The following is a 16122-nucleotide window of genomic DNA, read 5'->3' on the forward strand; positions in this document are numbered from 1 at the left end:
CAATATCAGCCCGCAAAAATCAGCCCGCGAGACGCGAAACGTTGCGAAACTCGCGCGGGCTGACGCCGGCATGATCGCGGAAGAAGCGCGTGAAATGCGCGGGCTCCGGAAAACCAAAGCGCTCGCTGAGCTCGCCGAGCGCTGTGTCCTCGCGCATCACCGCGTCGAGCGCGCGCTCCATGCGGACGACGTTGAGGTAAAGCTTCGGCGAAACGCCGAGCGAGGTCTCGAACAGGCGGAAGAACTGCGCGCGCGAGAGCCCTGCGCCCCTCACGAACTGGTCGACGTTGGCATAGGAATCGTTCACGCGCATCGCGTCCATCGCGCGGCGGATCCGCCAGTCGCAGCTCAACGCGCCCATGCCGCGGATCGAGGTCGGAAAGCTGCGCCAGGGCGTGAAACGCTCGATCACCGCGATCATGAGGTCCGAAAGGGTCTGCTCGTGGGTTCGCACCGCGTCGGGATTCGCCATCATTTCGGCCGCAAGATGCAGCGTGAGCTGGCGAATGCGCGGCGAAACTTCGCCCGAGGGCCGCTCGAAAAAGCCCGGCGCGCCGCTCGCGGCCCATCCGCGCCGGAACTCCTTCAGCCACTCCGGCTCGATATAGAGCGCCATGATGAGCGTGCGCGGGCGATTGACGTCATGCACATAGGCATGCGGCTTCCAGCCGTCGACCAGAACGGCGGCCGTGTCCGTGAGCGGCGTGACCTGGTCGCCGACCAGGAACTGGGTGTCGGAGCCCTCGACCTTGAGCAGGACGTGGCAATGATGATGGGCGTGGCGGACCAGCGAACGATCCATGTCGAGCAGAGCGACCCTGCCGAAAGCGCCATGAGCGATGCGCAGGGCCGTCGACATCAGTTTATTCCTCCCGGCGTTGCGCCGCAAAATGGTTGCCTTGTTGGTGAGGCACTATAAGCAGGCCCAGCTACATATTCCAACGGCGCAAACGGACGCAAGCCGCTTCCAGGCGGTAACCCGCTCACATCCGCGCCTCCGCAAGAAGCGCGCGACCGCAGCGCCCGGATCGGCCTGCAAGGCTGTCGTCAGATCGACCCCCTCCTCGCCCTTGACGCGGATGCGCTTGAAGGCGAGCTCGGGCGCGCTGACCGGAGCCGTTGCATCCAGACCCATCTTGGCGCTGATGCCGTCATCCGTGGTCGGATCGAGTTTCGAGCCGAGCGCGCTGGCAGTACCGCGCTCGAGCTACGGCAGATTGTCCCGCAGAAAAATGTCGATGCGGATGCGCTCCTGGTCGGGGCTGATTGGCTCGCCCGAGCAATGCGCGAGCAGAATGCGTGCCGCGGAGCGCGCCTCGTGCCCGGGGTCCTGATTGATCACGGCATCGAGGGTGCCGCGGACCAGGAAACGCCGTGTGTGTTGGGTCAGCTCATGGGTAATCCAGACCACTTCGCGAGCCCGGCCCGAGGCCTCGAGCGCATCGGCGATGCCGCGGTTTCCGGCGCCGCAGCAGTATATGCCGCGAAGATCGGCATGGCGCGCGAGCAGCGCTGCCGTGAGTTCCCGCGTGCGATCGCTGTCGTCGCGGCCCTCGATGACCGGTAGCTGGGGCAGGTTCGGATACTCGCTGGACAGGATCTGGTGGAAACCGAACTGCCGTTCGGTGTGGTCACGCAGTGACAGCGATCCCGCGATCACCGCGACCGTCCCCTCGCGCCCAGCAAGGAAGCGGCCCATCAGCGTTGCGGCGGTACGACCTGCGGCCGGATTGTCAATGCCGACATAATGCAGGCGGCGCGAGCTTGGCGCGTCCGACACGAGGGTCACCACGGCGACCCCGCGTCCGACGAGCTCGTCGATCGCGGCCCGAACCCTGGGATGATCGAGTGCGATGACGGCGACGCCCTGGTAGGCCGGCGACAGGGTTTCCAGGGCGCCTGCGAGCACATCCGGATCGAACACGTCGACATGGAGAATATCGATAAAGCCGCGCTGGCCGGCGAGCCAGTCCGCGGTGCGCTGGACCTGCTCGCTCAGGTTGGTCATGAAGCTGTTGCTGCCGGTCGGCAGCACGAAGGCGAAGCAGAACGTTTGCCCGCGGGCGAGCCGCGCGGCCGCGACGTCGGCGCGATAGCCGAGTTTTGCCACCGCGGCCTCGACGCGCGCGACGGTCTTGGCACGCACGCCCTCGCGTCGGTTGACGACGCGATCGACGGTCGCAAGCGAAACGCCGGCCGCACGCGCGACATCCTCGAGCGTAGCGCGAATCGCCGGTTGCGTCGCTCCACCTGTCATTCGCGCGCAGCCCACAGCATGCCGCGGGTCATCAGCGTCCGGATCTCCGGCACGTCGAGCTCGTAGGCACGGTGGCCGAGCGAGGAATAGAACACCCTGCCCGCGCCGTAGCGCTTCTTCCAGACCACGGGCATCACCACACCCTCGATCCACGGCGCGTGCTCGCCGGTGAAGGTCGTCGTCGCCAGCACCTCGTTGGCGGGGTCGACATGCATGTAATACTGCTCGGAACGATGTTCGAAACTGTTCAGGCCCTTCATGATGGGGTCATCCGACTTCGTCAAGTCGACCTTGTAGTCGATGATGTTGCCGGGATGGGCGACCCACTGCCCGCCGCACATGAACTGGTAGTCGACGGAATCGCGGAACGCGTCGCACATGCCGCCATGATGACCGGCGAGCCCGACGCCGCTCCGCACTGCGGCGCAGAGATTGAGCGCTTCCGCCTTCTCGATCTTCGACATCGTGTAGATCGGGATGATCAGCGACATGTCGTGGATCGCGGGATCGGCGAATGCCGCCGTCGTCGTCTCGATCCGCACCTCGAAGCCTTCGGCCCTCAGCCAGCCGCGAATCATCGAGGCGCAGAGATCAGGATCGTGTCCCGGCCAGCCGCCCCATACAATCATTGCCTTGCGCATGGTCATTCCCTCAGTCGATCTGTCCCGTTTCACGTCCCGCCGGCAGCATCGCCGGCCGCTCGACGCTGCTTTCGATCTTGACGCGGCGTCCTTCGTCGGCGGAGGTCTGGAACGCCTCCATCACCTCCAGCACGTGGAACGCAAGCGCGCCGCTGGCGCGGTGCGGTCGGTTGTTCAGGATCGCGGATGCCATGTCTGCGACCCCGATGGAGCGGAACTCGCCCTCGTCATGGCCGTGCGTCAACGGCATCGCTTCCCATTCGCCGCCGGTCCGGGCGAGTTGCACCTCGCCGCCGAAGCGGTTCGGGTCCGGCACCTGCATGCTGCCCTTGTCGCCATAGATCTCGATCGGCGCGTGCCGGTGCTTCGGTACATCGAAGCTCATCGCGATCGAGACGACCGCTCCGCTCTCGAATTCAAGCGTGCCCGCGACATGGGTCGAAACCTCGACCGGGATCAGCGTGCCGTTCATCGGCTGGCTGGTGACCACGCGCTCGGATCGCGGCCGCGCGGTCGAGCCCATCACGCTCGCGACCGGGCCGAGCAATTGCACGAGATCGGTGATGTAGTACGGCCCCATGTCGAGCATCGGCCCGCCGCCGCGCAAGTAATAGAAGCCCGGCGCCGGGTGCCAGCGCTCATGGCCCGGGCAGCCGAAGAAGGCACTGCCCGCCACCGGCGTGCCGATCGCACCGTCGTCGATCAGCTTGCGGGCGGTCTGGTGCCCGCCGCCGAGGAACGTGTCAGGCGCGCAGCCGACCCGCAGGTTCTTCTGTGCAGCGAGATCGATCACCTTGCGGGCTTCCGCGACGTCGATACCGAGCGGCTTCTCGGAATGGACATGCTTGCCGGCGTTCAACACCGCGAGACTGACGTCGGTGTGGGCCAGCGGCACCGTGAGATTGATGACGATCTCGACGTCATCGCGCCTGAGCAATTGATCGACCCGCATCGCCGGCAGCCCGAAAGCGGCCCCCTGCCGCTCCGCGACTTCACTGCGCATATCGGCGAGCGCCCTGACCTCCATGACCGGGAAGCGTTGCGCCGCCTTGAGGTAAGCGGTGCTGATGACACCGCAGCCGATGATTCCAATTCCGACTTTTCTCATTGTGATCTCCGTAAGGGTCCGTTCATCCCTTGACCGCACCTGCGGTGAGGCCGGCAACGATATGCTTCTGCGCCAGAAGGAAGAGAATGATCGTCGGCAGGATGGTCAACGTGATGAAGGCCAGGATCAGGTGCCATTCGGATGAATACTCGCCCTGATAGACCATGATGCCGAGCGGCCAGGGATAGAGCGCATCCGTGTTGAGCATCACCAGCGGCAGCAGATAGGCGTTCCAGCTGTTGACGAAGGTAATGGTCCCGACGGTCGCCAGGATCGGCCGCGACAGCGGCAACGTCACATAACGGAAGAACTTGATATAGCTGCAGCCGTCGACCAGCGCAGCCTCGAGCAGTTCGTAGGGAATGTCCTTGAAGAAGCGCCGTAGCAGCAGCACGCTCATCGCGAGGCTGAAGGCCACCTGCGGCAGCGCAACGCCGAAATAGGTATCGAGCAGCCCGAGATCGCGCACCTTGATGAACAGCGGAAGCACCGCGGTCGCCGCCGGAAACAGCAGGCCGAGCGTGAGATAGCTCAGCAGCATCGAGCTGCCGTAGAACCTGACATGGGCAAAGGTGAACGCCGCCATCGAGGCCGTGATCAGGGTCAACACCACCGCGAGCGTCGATATGATCAGCGAGTTGCGCAGGAGCTGCCAGTAGCGCGCGGAGAGCAGGATGTCGGCATAATTCTGCCACTCCCAGTGATGCGGCAAACCGAACGGGTTGACGCGCAATTCGCCGAGCGATTTGAAGCCGCCGAGCAGCGTCGCGAGCAGCGGCACCAGCACGAAGATGGCGACGATGGCGAGGAACACTGCCTTGAACAGCACGGCGGGATCGACCGGCGTGCGGGAGATCTTCGCACTACTCATCGCGCATGAACCAACGCTTGTAGGTAAAGGCAAATGTCACGCAGATCGCGAACAGGATGACGCCGATGGCGCTGCCATAGCCGACCCGCATGCGAGAGATGCCGTTGTTGTAGAGAAAGCTCACCATGGTGTTCGAGGAGTCCGCAGGTCCCCCGCGTGTCAGCGGCATGACGAGGTCGAACAGCTGCAGCGAGCCGACAATGGCGAAAAACACCGAGAGGCGAATCGTCGGATAGAGCAAGGGAATGACGACATGGCGCAGGGCTTGCAACCGTGTCGCCCCGTCGATGCGCGCCGCCTCGATCAGGCTCTTGTCGAGGCTCTGGAGCGCTGCGATGAACAGCATCATGTGGAAGCCAAAGTACTTCCACACGATCACGATCAGCACGGCCAGCATCGAGGTGTCGGTTGAAGCCAGAAGATGCGGCGGCTCGGCGCCGAAGCTGCGCCAGATCGAGGCGACGAGGCCGTAGTCGCCGTCATAGACGAAGCTGAAGATCAGCCCGGTCGCGATCTCGGCCAGGATATAGGGCATGAAGAACAGCATGCGCAGCGCCACCGACCCGCGAAAGCGTTCGGCGAGCATCAAGGCCAGCGTCAGCGCGAGCGGCAGCTGGACCGCGAGCGAGACCGCGATGATCAGCCCATTGTTGCGCAGCGCGAGCCAGAAGGCGCGCGTCTCCAGCACGAAGCGGTAATTGTCGAAGCCGATCCAGTTGGTCGGCCTGCCGAACCCGTTCCAATTGAAGGCCGAGTACCAGGCGGCCTCGCCGATCGGCAGCACCACAAAAAGCGTGAACAATAGCAGCGCCGGCGGCAGGAACAGGATCAGGACCGTGAAGCGGCCGTCCCAAGCCGGGCCGCGGACCGCGAGCGAAGCGAACGGTGTCTCCGCAACGCCAAGCGCGGGCGAGTTCGCGATACGCCGCGCCACCGTCAGTTGCCCTGCTTCCACGCCGCCTCGATCGCCTTCGCCGCATCCTGCGGGCTCATGCTGCCACCGGCGATCTCCGCCGTGACGTCGTTGACGACCCGGCCGACCGACGGACCAAGGCTCTGATCATAGAAGTTCTGATGGTAGTTCGACTTCGCCAGATTGGTCGCGATCAACTTCATGAAGGAATTGTTGAGGCCGGCGTCCGCGCCTTGCACCACCGGGATGATGAAGTTACCCGCCGCAAGCCGCGTCTGCACGTCCTTGGAGACGAAGTACTTCAGGAAATCGACCGCCTCTCTCGGCGAGCCTTTGGTGACCAGCCAGCCGGTGATGCCGCCGAGCGTGTCGGTCGGCGCGCCCTTGCCGCCGGCCACCACCGGGAAGTCGAACCAGCAGATCTTGTCTTCGCTCAATCCGACTTTGTCGGCGGCGAGAGCGCGCTGCAAATGATAGACCGTGCTGATCGCGAGCGTCATCGCCGCCTTGCCGTCGCCGAAATAGCCGACGGCCTGCGGATTCTTGAAGCCGAGGAAGCCGTTCTGGAACGGCTGGAGATCGACGAGTTGCTTGAACAGCTCGCCGGATTTCTGGAACGTCTCGCCGGCGAAGCCGCCATTCTCGCCGCGCAATGCAGCGTCGAATGCCGGCTTGCCGCCGATACGCACCGCAAGATGGGTCCAGTAGAAGTGCAATGGCCATTTATCGGCGCCGCCGACCACAATCGGGGTCACGCCGGCGGCCTTCAACGTCTTCACAGCCGCAAGCAGATCGTCCCAGCTCTTGATCCCTGCAGGATCGACCTTCGCCTTGGCCATCAGCTCCTTGTTGCAGAGGAAGCCGACCTGCGACAGCGCGGTCGGCAGACCATAAACGCGGCCGTTAGCGGTGAACGCGGCGAGCGCGGCCGGGGTGAGACTGTCGCTGTAACCCTTCACCTGTTCGGTGATGTCGTCGAGAACACCCGCCTCGATCTGGGTCTTCAGGACGCCGCCGGCCCAACTGTAGATGATGTTCGGCCGGTCCTTGGATTGCAGGATGGTCGGCAGCTTGGCCTTGTAGGCTTCGTTCTCGAGGAACTGCATCTCGACCTTGACGCCGGGATGGGCGGCCTCATAGGCGCGCGCGACCTCTTCCCAGATTTTCACCTGGGCCGGATTTGCCTCGATGTGCAGCCATTTTACGATCGTATCGGCTGCGGCGGCGTCGGCCAAAAGCAGGCATGCGGCAGCGGCGAGTCCCAGCTTCCTGAGCAGTCTCATCACATCTCCTCCCGACCGATCTTGTTCTTTGCCGCGATCCTGCTCCCGATTTTTGAGGTACGCAACTAAAATTCTGATCTACGCACCTCAGACAGACGAGGTGGAGGCCTGCGGCGCGCAGTCGCGAATGTGTTCTGATGCTGAGTTGATTTCAGCCGCTCGCTGCCGGCAAGCTCGTCGTCTGCTGCGGCATGCCAGCGCGGTCGACAAGCAGATCCGTGAGCCCTGCCCCAAACCACATGCCACCGAGCACGAGCCAGGCGGTGAGTGCGAAGACCGAGGCACCGGTCACGCCGGCGCCAACCGCACAGCCGCCGGCAAGCATCGCACCGAACCCCATCAGCACCGCGCCGAGCAGATAGCGCCGCATGCCGAGCCCGTCGGAGAATCCCTCGAGCCTCAGTTCGTGCGCACGCGCCGCGGCCAGAAACGAGCCTAGAAACACGCCGGGGACAATGCCGAGGTCGAAGCCGAGCCGGAGCTGCGCGCTGTTGAGCACCAGCATCAGCAACTCGGCCGACGGTCCGCTGAAGGTGAGGCTCTTCAGCGTCACCGGCGCGAAGGAAGCCTGCGACAGCTGGTAGGTGAAGAGCCAGCCGGCGACGACGGCGGCCCCCGTTGCAAGCGCAGCGAGGATCAGCCGGCGCGGCAGCCGGCTGCGAAAGGCGAAGGACAGCCCCGCAATCAGCCACACGCTTCCGAAGGCGAGCTTCTCGGGCGTGCCGGCGCCGAACATCGCCATGATGTCGCGCGACGGGCCGCCATCGACCACCCACAGATTGGTCACCCATTCGCGCGCGGGCGACAGCAGGCCGCGATAGGAGGCCTGCGCGGTCACCGCGAACACCAGCCCCGACAGCAGGGCCCGGAGATTGCCATTGGCCGAGAGTACCAACAGCCGGCTGGCGCAGCCCCGCGCCAAAATCATCCCGCAACCGAACATCACGCCGCCGAGGAGAGCGCCGGAGATGCTGCCCTGCTGCGCGAGCTGGCGCGCCTCGGATATTTCGAGCCAGCCGAGCGCGACCAGGCCTTGCGTACCCACCAGCGCCGCGGCAAAGGTCAGCAGCCAGACGGCAAGGCGCGGCCCGCCCTCGCCGCGGGAGAATTCGACTGCCGCGGCACGCAGGCAGAAGCGGCTGCGCTGCGCGAAGAACCCGAACAGACCTCCGACCAGGAGGCCGCCGAGCCATGACAGCCGGTCTTCACCCAAGAGATCAATGATCGACGTCAGCACGTCAGCACGTCCGCCTCGGCTGTTCCTGCGCGCATGCGATTCTAGCGATCTCCTCGCCACGTCCCATGAGCCAGATCAAAGCTCGGCGCCTGCTACATGCCGGAACACAGCGGCCTCAGGGGCGCAAATAGGCATATCCCTGCTGTTGCAGCTCGGCGAGCCGCACCACGCCGCCCTTCTCGGCCACCACGAAGCCGGGCGTGAGATCGTCCAGCTTGACGCCCTGCGCCTTCATCGTGTTGGCGCAGGCGTCGAAGCCGACGCCGGCATCGACGAGCTTCGTCATCATCGCAATTGTGTGGTCCTGGGCCGCGAGCGCGTGGAAGGCGCGCAGCGCCGGCCCATGCACGACCAGCCTGATGTCGGCCTTGCCGGGTCCGCCGACGCCGTCGACATGGTTCTGCAGATTACCCAGAACGAAGACGACGCGGTCGGCATCGGCGAGATGATAGACGACGCGCTGCCGCGCAGGCGTTTCGGTCGCCGCGGACGCCTCGCGCACCGCGAACGCACCAAATAGTCCGGCAAGGCTCGCGCGAAGCATGGATCGACGCTGCATGGTCCCCCTCCTATCGTGTCTGCTTGATGAACTCGGCGATGCGGTCGGCGACGTCTTCCGCGAACAGGTCGCGGAAGAAATGATCGGCATCCTCGATCCTGTCGAGCTGGACCCTGCCCCCGCTCGAACCGGCAAGCGAAGCGAAGGCGGCTGCCACGTCGGGCACAACGGTATCCTTGGTCGCGGCGAGCACCAGCACCGGCAGCTTCAGGCGCGCCACGAGCGCGGCCGTGTCCTGGCCGGTATCGCGACCATAGAATGACGCAAAGGCTCGCGCGGTGACCACGGCATTGCGACAATAGATGAAGCCCGGGACGTCCATCCACTCCCCGCCCCGGCCCGCCACAACCGCTTTCGTCGCCAGCTCCAGAACCGGCTCGAGCGGCTTGCCATAGGTCTTGGCGTAGGAGGCACGCAGATCGGCCTCGGCTTTTGCGGTCACCGGCGCCAGCAGCACCCCACCCGCCACCGCAGGAGTCTCGCTTGCTGCGAGATACCGTGCGACCTGGTTGCCGCCGCGCGAATGGCCGAACGCGACGACGAGCCGGGACATGCTCCTCGCCCGCGCGGCCCAAGCGCCGATCTCGGCAACCGCATCCTCGACGACATAGTCATGCCGCACGGCGCAGTCATACATGCCCTTGCGGCGATCGAGCCCGAGCGACAGCGTATGGGCCAGCGAAGCGATGCCGCGCTGCTCCAGCGCCTTGGCAACGCCCTGAATGACCTCCATGTCCTTGTGCGCGAGCGTCCCGTGGGTCATCACCACGAGCGGCGTGTCCGGTGTCATCGCCGCGGGTGTGCGCAGCGTCGCAAGCGTCGTGCGGCCGTGGACCGACAGCTCGAGTTCCTGCTCGGCGGCACTCGCAGGCGCCGCAAGCCACACCAAGACAGCCAATCCCATCAACCATCGCATCGGCGGCTCTCTCCCTAGGGCCGGACAATCGTCCAGTTCTTCTCCGCCAATTCCATCAGCACGGCAACCCCGACCTGCGTGACGCTGACGCCCTCGATCAGCGGCGGCCGCTTATCCTCCTTCGCCGCCAGCGTCTCCAGCGTGTTGCCGCAGGCGATGAAGCTCACATTCGGCATCGATTTCAGGAAGTTCGCCAGGCGCTCCTTCACCGGCGAGCGGTCCGCAAGCAGCATATCAAGGCCGCCGTTGAAGGCGATGACGACGATTTCGACGTCCTCGCCCTGCCCGGAATAATACCGCGAGACGTTGGCGGCGACATCGAGGACGGCGCGCATCTTGACCGGGTCGTCGTCGCTGATCTGCAGCGCGAGCCTGTGCGGCTCCGCCGCCCGGGTCACGGCCGGATGGATCGCGACGAGCAGGCCGGCCGCGAGAGCCGCGCGCAGCAGCGTGCGGCGGCTCGCCCGGCCACCTCTCACTCCACACCCCTCGACTTCTTCTCCTTGCCGTCCTCAGGCGTGACGTCGATGGCGGCAGCGCGCCCGGTGATCTTCACCGGGGCGATGCAATCCTTCATGCAGGGGTCCTTCTGCCAGAACAACTTCTCGCTGGCGGCGCGGTCGTCCATCACAAAGCCCTGCTCGTTCGGCATCTTGATCGCGGCAAGGGTCTTTTTGTTCAGCTCGAAGTTCTGATCGGTGACGATGTCGTTCAGATAGAGGACGTAGACGACCAGCGCATAATACTCATCGACGGACAACGACCCCGTATTGCCATAAGGCATGGCATGACGGACGTAGTCGAACACGGTCGACGCGTAGGGCCAGTAGGAGCCCACCGTCTTGACCGGATTGTCCGAGGTCAGCGAGCCCTTGCCGCCGGCCAGCACCGGCCAGCGGCCGTTGCCCTCGCCGAACTCGCCGTGACAGGTCGCGCAATTGTCCATGAACAGCTTTTCGCCCTGCATGGCCGTGCCCTTGCCCTCCGGCAGGCCCTGGCCGTCGGGGCGCACATCGATATCCCAGCCGCGGATCTCGTCCACAGTTGGCGCGCGGCCGATGTGATAGCGGGGGCCGCCCTTGGCATCCGCCTTCTGCTGCGCAAGCGCCGGTGCGCCCAGTGCGCTGGCGAGCAGCGCGGCTGCAATGAACTTAAGCGACTTCGACATTCTCGACCTCACCATTGGCCTGCACATGCCAGGTCTGGATGCCATTGTTGTGATAGATGGAGTTGACGCCGCGGATCTTGCGCAGCTCGGCCTTGCTGGGCTGCAAATAGCCGGTTTCGTCCTGCACCCGCGATTGCAGCAGCAGCGGCTCGCCGTTCCAGTCGAACTCGTAGTAGAAGCGCGTCAGCGCCTTGTCGAGCACGGGCCCGTCGAGCCGCGCCGGCCACCAATTGCGGCCGCCGTCGAGCGACACGTCGACGCGCTTGACCTTGCCGTTGCCGCTCCATGCCAGACCCGAGACGATGGTGAAACCCTTGCCGTGCCTGATCGGCGCCTGCGGACTCGGACTCGTGATGACAGACTTGGCGTCCATCGACCAGGTGAAGCGGCGCGCCTTGCCGTTCGGCATGAGGTCCGTGTATTTCGACGTCTCCTCGCGCGTGTGCCAGGGCTGATCGCCGACCTTGATGCGGCGCAGCCATTTGACCCAGAGATTACCCTGCCAGCCCGGCACCACGAGCCGCATCGGGTAGCCCTGCTCGGGATAGAGCGCCTCGCCGTTCATCTTGTAGGCGATGATGCAATCGTCGAGCGCCTTCTCGATCGGCAGGCTGCGATCCATCGCGGCCGCATCGGCGCCTTCGACCAGCAGCCACTTGCCGTTGGTCTTGACGCCGGCCTCTTCGAGCAGCGTGCGCAGCGAGACGCCGGTATATTGCACGCAATGGATCATGCCGTGGGTGAACTGGCAGCCATTGAGCTGGGCTCCGCGCCATTCCATGCCCGAATTCGCAGCGCACTCCATGAAGTGGATGCGATTGACGCGCGGATAGCGCTTCAGCTCCTCCAGCGTGAGAATGAGCGGACGCTCGACCAGCCCATGGATCATCAGACGATGGTCGGCCGGGTCGATCTCCGCAATGCCGCCGTGATGCCGCTCGAAGCAGAGCCCGTTCGGGGTGATGATGCCTTCGAGCTCATGCAGCGGCGTGAAGCTCACCGAGGATTCGCGCGAGGCGGTCAGCCATTCGACATCGCGCCGAACGACGTCCTTCTCGAACTTCGACGGCTTGCCATAGGGTCGGACCGCCACGCCCTCGCCGAGCGACTTGGTCCATTCAGGGACATTGGGCGGCTGGTTGGCGGGATTTCCGGCGCCGGCCACGGCGGGCTTGGCGAGCATCGACGCCGCAACGCCAGCGCCAGCGGCCAGGAAACTGCGTCGGGATTGCAGGGGACTGTCCATCTTCGACATCGCTTCTTACGCTCCGGTCACTTTGACAGCTCTGTTAGGTTCGAGACGAACCGTCTTTTGTCGGGTCAGGTAATTGGCCACGACATCCCAGATCGGCGGCCCTTCGGTGCCTTCGTTGACGCTGGCCCAGCCCGCGACTTGGTATTCCCGGGCGGGATCGATCGGCGTGCCGGTCTTGGCCATTTGCATGTCCGAGATGCGCTGCCCTTGCGGCTTGGCGACGTCGATCGCGTAGGACAATCCGCCGATCCGCACCATGTCGCCGCCCTGCTGGTAGTAGGGATCGACATTGAAGAGATTGTCGGCGACGTCCTCGATGATCTCCTTCAGCCGCGCGCCGGTCATGCCCATGCGGTAGACCGCGGGATAAGTGATCGCGGTTGCGTTGGTGACGTCCTCGAAGATGATGTCCTGCCCCGGCAGCACGCTGGTGCCCCAACGGAAGCCGGGCGACAGCGCGATCTCGGCGTCGCGTTCCTGCAGCAGCGCCTGGCAGATCAGATCGTCGAACGTGCCGTTGAAATTGCCGCGCCGGTAGAGCAGCGAGTCGGTCCTGCCGAGCACTTTTGCCAGATCGGTCGCGAACGGCTTGCGGACCTCGGCGATCTTCGCCGCCATCTCGGCGTCCGCCGTGATCACATCCGAAAACAGCGGAATGAGCTTGTACCTGTAAGCCTTGACCTCGCCGTCGCGGACATCGAGATCGAGCCGCGACACGAACTTGCCGGACGAGCCCGATGCGATCAGCAGCGTCTTGCCGACCTTCACCGCCTCAGGCAGCGCGTCGTGGGTATGTCCGGTCAGGATGACGTCGATGCCCTTGACGCGGCTCGCAAGCTTGCGATCGACGTCGAAGCCGTTGTGGGAGAGCAGCACGACGAGCTGCGCGCCGCCCTTGCGCGCCTTGTCGACCTGCGCCTGGACGTCCTCCTCGCGCACGCCGAACGACCAGTTTGGAATCATCCAGCGCGGATTGGCGACCGGCGTATAGGGGAAGGCCTGGCCGAGCACCGCGATCTTGACGCCGCCGCGCTCGATCATGGTCGAGGCCTCGAACGCCGCCTCGTTCCATTCGGTGTCGCGGATGTTGAGACCGAGGAACGGGAAGCCGAGGCCTTCGATGGCCTGCTTGACCCGATCGGCGCCGTAGGTGAACTCCCAATGGCCGGTCATTGCGTCGGGCTTGAGCAGCGCCATGCAGTCGATCATGTCCTGACCGCGCGTCTTCAACGATGACCACGAGCCCTGCCAGGTGTCCCCGCCGTCGAGCAGCGCGACCTTGTCGCCGCGCTCGGCGCGGATCGCCTTGATCACGGTTGCAGCGCGATCCAGGCCGCCGATCCGGCCGTAGCTCTTCGCAAGGGCCTCGAAATCCTCCGACGTCAGAGCGTAGGCCGCTGACGAGCCGGGCGCGATGCCGAAACGGGAAAGAAACTCCTTGCCGGTGACGTGCGGCGGCAGGCCTTTGGCCTCGCCGACGCCGAGATTGGTCGAGGGCTCACGGAAATACAGCGGCATCAGCTGGCCGTGAATATCGGTGACATGCACCAGCGTGACGTTGCCGAGCGGCTCGAACGCCAGCAATTCTTTCTGGGTCAGGCGCTGCTGGGCAACCGCCCGGGTCAGGCCAGTGCCGACGCTGGCCGAGAGCGCCGCCGTGGCCGCGGCGACCTGAATGAACTCGCGGCGAGAGATCATGCGCAATACTCCTGCAAGCTCATCGTTTCAGTTGCGCACCGACGGCGTCTCGACCGGCAAGCCGATGCCGCGCCAGGCGACATAGAGCTCGAGCGCGAGGAACTCGTCCGAGAGCGGCTTGAACGGCTCGGCGCGCACGTCGAACATGCAGCCTTCGAACCGCTCGTGCAGCGGCACCAGGCGCTGGTCGCGCAGCCGGTAGGTCGGAAAGCCGTTGGTCTGGCCCTGGCTCAGGAAATCGGCGCGCATGAACTTGCCGTTGTTGCGCTCGTGGCAGGACTCGCAGGCGAGATCGAGCTGGCCATAGCGCGTATAATAGATCTGCTTGCCGCGCTCGAACCAGGGCGACATCGGCCCGTCGGTCTTCACCGAGACCTTCATGCCGTGCGACTGGTAGCGCACGAAGGTGGTCATGTCGGTCAGCTCCTGGGATTTGAATTTCCAGGGCTCGGCCTTCATGTGCTCGCTGCGGCAGATGTTGATGCGCTGCTCGAGATTGACCGGCTTCTTCAGATTGTCGTCCCATTTCGGCATGGCGGCACCGACGCCTTTCATGCTGGTCTCGGCCTCGCCATGGCAGCTCATGCAGGACTTGCCCTCGCCGCCCTCGGCCTTTTTCCAGACGTCCGCGGCGCGCTCCACGGCGAGGAAGCCCGGATTTTCCAGATCGTCGTCCTGCAACGCGCGGGTCTCCTTGCTGCGAAATTCGTAGCCGGAGATGATGGTCTTGAAGACGTGGCCGGGCGGCGCCGCGATGCCCTTGCGCTCGGCGTCCTCTGCGACCGCGAGCGTCGCAACCGACGCGGCGGCGGCCACGACCAGAGCGGCCAACCCAACATATCGTCGCGCCATTGCGTGCCTCCCTCAATGCGCGATGCGCATCATGCCTTGAGCGCAATCTTCTCTTCGGCCGTGATCACCGTGCCGTCGTCGTCCGTCCAGGCGAACTTGAACGTTCCGGCCTCGTCGACCCTGGCGTCGAACTGGACGTAGGGATTGGCCGAGATCGCCGGCTCGAGCGCGCAGGAGAACACCGGCTTGCCGTTGAACTCGCAGGCGAACTTGTTGATGATCTTGCGCGGAATGGTCTTGCCCTGCGCGTCCTTGCGCTGGCCCGATTCCATGACGTGCGAGACCAGGGTCTTGATCTGGATCACCTCGCCCTTGGCGGCTTCCTTGGGAAGCTTGATGCGCGGTTTGTCTGCCATCTGTTTTCTCCTGAGCCTCAGCCGCCGCAGCCGCCGATGGTGACCTTGACGGTCTTCTGCTCCATGAACAGCGAACCGTCACTCATCTTCGCGACCGCAACCACGTTCTGCGTGGTCGCGAGCCGGATCCGGATCGAGGCTTCAGCCTTGCCCGACAGCGGCGTGAACGACAGCGTCGCCACGCCCGCATTGGGGTTGCCGTCGGCGATGATCAGAACGTCCTTCACATAGGCGTCCGCCGTCATCGGGCTCTCGATATTCACCGACAGCGGCACGGTGTTGCCGTTCTCCGCGATCTCCGGCAAGTCGAGCGCGATCTTGCCTTTGGCAGGCTGCTTGCCGCCGGTGAACTTCTCGATCCACTTCGCCGCATCGCCCGTCACTTGGGCATCCGCCGCCATGGGCATCAGCGTCAGCATGACGAAGCCGCCCCCGAGCGCAAATGCCTGCCGTCGATTGATGGCTTTCATTCCTGATCCTCCTCGCCGTCAGTTCAGCGTCTTGAGAAAAGCGATGACGTCCTCGACCTGCGCGGCCGTCAGAATGGACTTGCCGACAAATTCCGGTCGCACCCGGCTCAGGCCCTCGTTCCTGAAGAACGCCGGCATGACCGTATTGGTGAAGATGCGCTTGGGGTCGGCGATGATGAGGCGCAATTGCGCCTCGCTGTAACGGCCGGCGACGCCATCCAGGGATGGACCGAACTCGCCGTGGAATTCCTCGGACTTCAGGCTGGTGACCTGATGGCAGGCCAGGCAGTTGCCGAGTGTGCGCGCCAGAAACACCTTCTTGCCGCCGGCGGCATCGCCGGGTGCGCCGGTCAGGGATTTCGGCAAGGAATCGTTGACGATGTCGAGCCTGATCGGCTCTTTGGTCGGCTCCTGGGCGACAGCGCCGCCAGCCGACAGACAAAGTGCAAACGCAGCCGCAAGCGAGCGCCGCATGTTCCCTACCCTTATCGCGGGGTGACGCCCGCTTCTGATCACGACGGACTCACGATCCATCAAA

General features: G+C 64.7%; 18 protein-coding genes and 1 pseudogene. All 19 read right to left on the reverse strand.

Annotated elements, in window-relative coordinates:
• Positions 1 to 19: 19 nt before the first annotated feature.
• On the reverse strand, positions 20 to 859 hold the full coding sequence (locus tag AABA84_RS32030) for a helix-turn-helix transcriptional regulator (RefSeq protein ID WP_338314115.1): 840 nt from the start codon (positions 857 to 859) through the stop codon (positions 20 to 22).
• Between the two features lie 141 nt (positions 860 to 1000).
• Positions 1001 to 1192 (reverse strand): annotated as a pseudogene (locus AABA84_RS32035) (UbiD family decarboxylase); the annotation flags it as partial.
• A gap of 15 nt (positions 1193 to 1207) precedes the next feature.
• Positions 1208 to 2257 carry a LacI family DNA-binding transcriptional regulator gene (locus AABA84_RS32040; RefSeq protein WP_338314116.1) on the reverse strand — a complete coding sequence of 350 codons (1050 nt, stop codon included), beginning with the start codon at positions 2255 to 2257 and terminating at the stop codon, positions 1208 to 1210.
• Positions 2254 to 2898 carry a ThuA domain-containing protein gene (locus AABA84_RS32045; protein WP_212252458.1) on the reverse strand — a complete coding sequence of 215 codons (645 nt, stop codon included), beginning with the start codon at positions 2896 to 2898 and terminating at the stop codon, positions 2254 to 2256. Before AABA84_RS32045 ends, AABA84_RS32040 begins: the two co-directional genes overlap by 4 nt.
• Before the next feature lie 10 nt (positions 2899 to 2908).
• Positions 2909 to 4006 carry a Gfo/Idh/MocA family protein gene (locus AABA84_RS32050; protein WP_338314117.1) on the reverse strand — a complete coding sequence of 366 codons (1098 nt, stop codon included), beginning with the start codon at positions 4004 to 4006 and terminating at the stop codon, positions 2909 to 2911.
• 22 nt (positions 4007 to 4028) lie between these two features.
• On the reverse strand, positions 4029 to 4877 hold the full coding sequence (locus AABA84_RS32055) for a carbohydrate ABC transporter permease (RefSeq protein WP_338314118.1): 849 nt from the start codon (positions 4875 to 4877) through the stop codon (positions 4029 to 4031).
• Complete coding sequence (locus AABA84_RS32060) at positions 4870 to 5811, reverse strand: carbohydrate ABC transporter permease (protein WP_338314160.1); 942 nt, start codon at positions 5809 to 5811, stop codon at positions 4870 to 4872. The genes AABA84_RS32055 and AABA84_RS32060 overlap by 8 nt, the downstream gene beginning before the upstream one ends.
• A gap of 2 nt (positions 5812 to 5813) precedes the next feature.
• Positions 5814 to 7073: an extracellular solute-binding protein gene (locus AABA84_RS32065; RefSeq protein WP_338314119.1), complete on the reverse strand. Its 1260-nt coding sequence runs from the start codon at positions 7071 to 7073 to the stop codon at positions 5814 to 5816.
• Positions 7074 to 7224: 151 nt separating this feature from the next.
• Entirely contained in the window at positions 7225 to 8310 is a 1086-nt protein-coding gene (locus AABA84_RS32070; RefSeq protein ID WP_338314120.1) for a YeeE/YedE family protein, read from the reverse strand.
• 115 nt (positions 8311 to 8425) lie between these two features.
• Positions 8426 to 8869: a DsrE family protein gene (locus AABA84_RS32075; protein WP_338307325.1), complete on the reverse strand. Its 444-nt coding sequence runs from the start codon at positions 8867 to 8869 to the stop codon at positions 8426 to 8428.
• 10 nt (positions 8870 to 8879) lie between these two features.
• Complete coding sequence (locus AABA84_RS32080) at positions 8880 to 9785, reverse strand: alpha/beta hydrolase (RefSeq protein WP_338314121.1); 906 nt, start codon at positions 9783 to 9785, stop codon at positions 8880 to 8882.
• A gap of 14 nt (positions 9786 to 9799) precedes the next feature.
• Complete coding sequence (locus AABA84_RS32085) at positions 9800 to 10234, reverse strand: DsrE family protein (protein ID WP_338314161.1); 435 nt, start codon at positions 10232 to 10234, stop codon at positions 9800 to 9802.
• A 26-nt stretch (positions 10235 to 10260) separates the two neighbouring features.
• Positions 10261 to 10953, reverse strand: a complete 693-nt coding sequence (locus tag AABA84_RS32090) for a c-type cytochrome (protein WP_338314122.1) — start codon at positions 10951 to 10953, stop codon at positions 10261 to 10263.
• Complete coding sequence (soxC, locus tag AABA84_RS32095) at positions 10937 to 12208, reverse strand: sulfite dehydrogenase (protein WP_338314123.1); 1272 nt, start codon at positions 12206 to 12208, stop codon at positions 10937 to 10939. Before soxC ends, AABA84_RS32090 begins: the two co-directional genes overlap by 17 nt.
• A 6-nt stretch (positions 12209 to 12214) precedes the next feature.
• Positions 12215 to 13906, reverse strand: coding sequence for a thiosulfohydrolase SoxB (soxB, locus tag AABA84_RS32100; protein ID WP_338314124.1), 1692 nt, complete (start codon positions 13904 to 13906; stop codon positions 12215 to 12217).
• A gap of 27 nt (positions 13907 to 13933) precedes the next feature.
• A complete protein-coding gene (soxA, locus tag AABA84_RS32105) occupies positions 13934 to 14758 on the reverse strand; it encodes a sulfur oxidation c-type cytochrome SoxA (protein ID WP_338314125.1) in 825 nt (274 codons plus the stop codon).
• A gap of 29 nt (positions 14759 to 14787) precedes the next feature.
• Entirely contained in the window at positions 14788 to 15114 is a 327-nt protein-coding gene (soxZ, locus tag AABA84_RS32110; RefSeq protein ID WP_212252479.1) for a thiosulfate oxidation carrier complex protein SoxZ, read from the reverse strand.
• Between the two features lie 17 nt (positions 15115 to 15131).
• Positions 15132 to 15584, reverse strand: a complete 453-nt coding sequence (soxY, locus tag AABA84_RS32115) for a thiosulfate oxidation carrier protein SoxY (RefSeq protein ID WP_338314126.1) — start codon at positions 15582 to 15584, stop codon at positions 15132 to 15134.
• A gap of 18 nt (positions 15585 to 15602) precedes the next feature.
• Positions 15603 to 16058, reverse strand: coding sequence for a sulfur oxidation c-type cytochrome SoxX (gene soxX / locus AABA84_RS32120; protein ID WP_212252483.1), 456 nt, complete (start codon positions 16056 to 16058; stop codon positions 15603 to 15605).
• Positions 16059 to 16122: the final 64 nt, after the last annotated feature.

Source organism: Bradyrhizobium sp. TM239 (genome assembly GCF_036247985.1).
Lineage (GTDB): Bacteria > Pseudomonadota > Alphaproteobacteria > Rhizobiales > Xanthobacteraceae > Bradyrhizobium > Bradyrhizobium ottawaense.

Excerpts from the sequence above, each read along its gene's own strand:
- AABA84_RS32040 (WP_338314116.1), bottom strand. The coding sequence starts at position 2,257 with ATGACAGGTGGAGCGACGCAACCGGCGATTCGCGCTACGCTCGAGGAT.
- soxX (WP_212252483.1), bottom strand. The coding sequence starts at position 16,058 with ATGCGGCGCTCGCTTGCGGCTGCGTTTGCACTTTGTCTGTCGGCTGGC.
- AABA84_RS32075 (WP_338307325.1), bottom strand. The coding sequence starts at position 8,869 with ATGCAGCGTCGATCCATGCTTCGCGCGAGCCTTGCCGGACTATTTGGT.
- AABA84_RS32090 (WP_338314122.1), bottom strand. The coding sequence starts at position 10,953 with ATGTCGAAGTCGCTTAAGTTCATTGCAGCCGCGCTGCTCGCCAGCGCA.
- AABA84_RS32055 (WP_338314118.1), bottom strand. The coding sequence starts at position 4,877 with ATGAGTAGTGCGAAGATCTCCCGCACGCCGGTCGATCCCGCCGTGCTG.
- AABA84_RS32045 (WP_212252458.1), bottom strand. The coding sequence starts at position 2,898 with ATGCGCAAGGCAATGATTGTATGGGGCGGCTGGCCGGGACACGATCCT.
- soxA (WP_338314125.1), bottom strand. The coding sequence starts at position 14,758 with ATGGCGCGACGATATGTTGGGTTGGCCGCTCTGGTCGTGGCCGCCGCC.
- soxB (WP_338314124.1), bottom strand. The coding sequence starts at position 13,906 with ATGATCTCTCGCCGCGAGTTCATTCAGGTCGCCGCGGCCACGGCGGCG.
- AABA84_RS32065 (WP_338314119.1), bottom strand. The coding sequence starts at position 7,073 with ATGAGACTGCTCAGGAAGCTGGGACTCGCCGCTGCCGCATGCCTGCTT.
- AABA84_RS32050 (WP_338314117.1), bottom strand. The coding sequence starts at position 4,006 with ATGAGAAAAGTCGGAATTGGAATCATCGGCTGCGGTGTCATCAGCACC.
- soxC (WP_338314123.1), bottom strand. The coding sequence starts at position 12,208 with ATGTCGAAGATGGACAGTCCCCTGCAATCCCGACGCAGTTTCCTGGCC.
- AABA84_RS32080 (WP_338314121.1), bottom strand. The coding sequence starts at position 9,785 with ATGCGATGGTTGATGGGATTGGCTGTCTTGGTGTGGCTTGCGGCGCCT.
- soxY (WP_338314126.1), bottom strand. The coding sequence starts at position 15,584 with ATGAAAGCCATCAATCGACGGCAGGCATTTGCGCTCGGGGGCGGCTTC.
- soxZ (WP_212252479.1), bottom strand. The coding sequence starts at position 15,114 with ATGGCAGACAAACCGCGCATCAAGCTTCCCAAGGAAGCCGCCAAGGGC.
- AABA84_RS32030 (WP_338314115.1), bottom strand. The coding sequence starts at position 859 with ATGTCGACGGCCCTGCGCATCGCTCATGGCGCTTTCGGCAGGGTCGCT.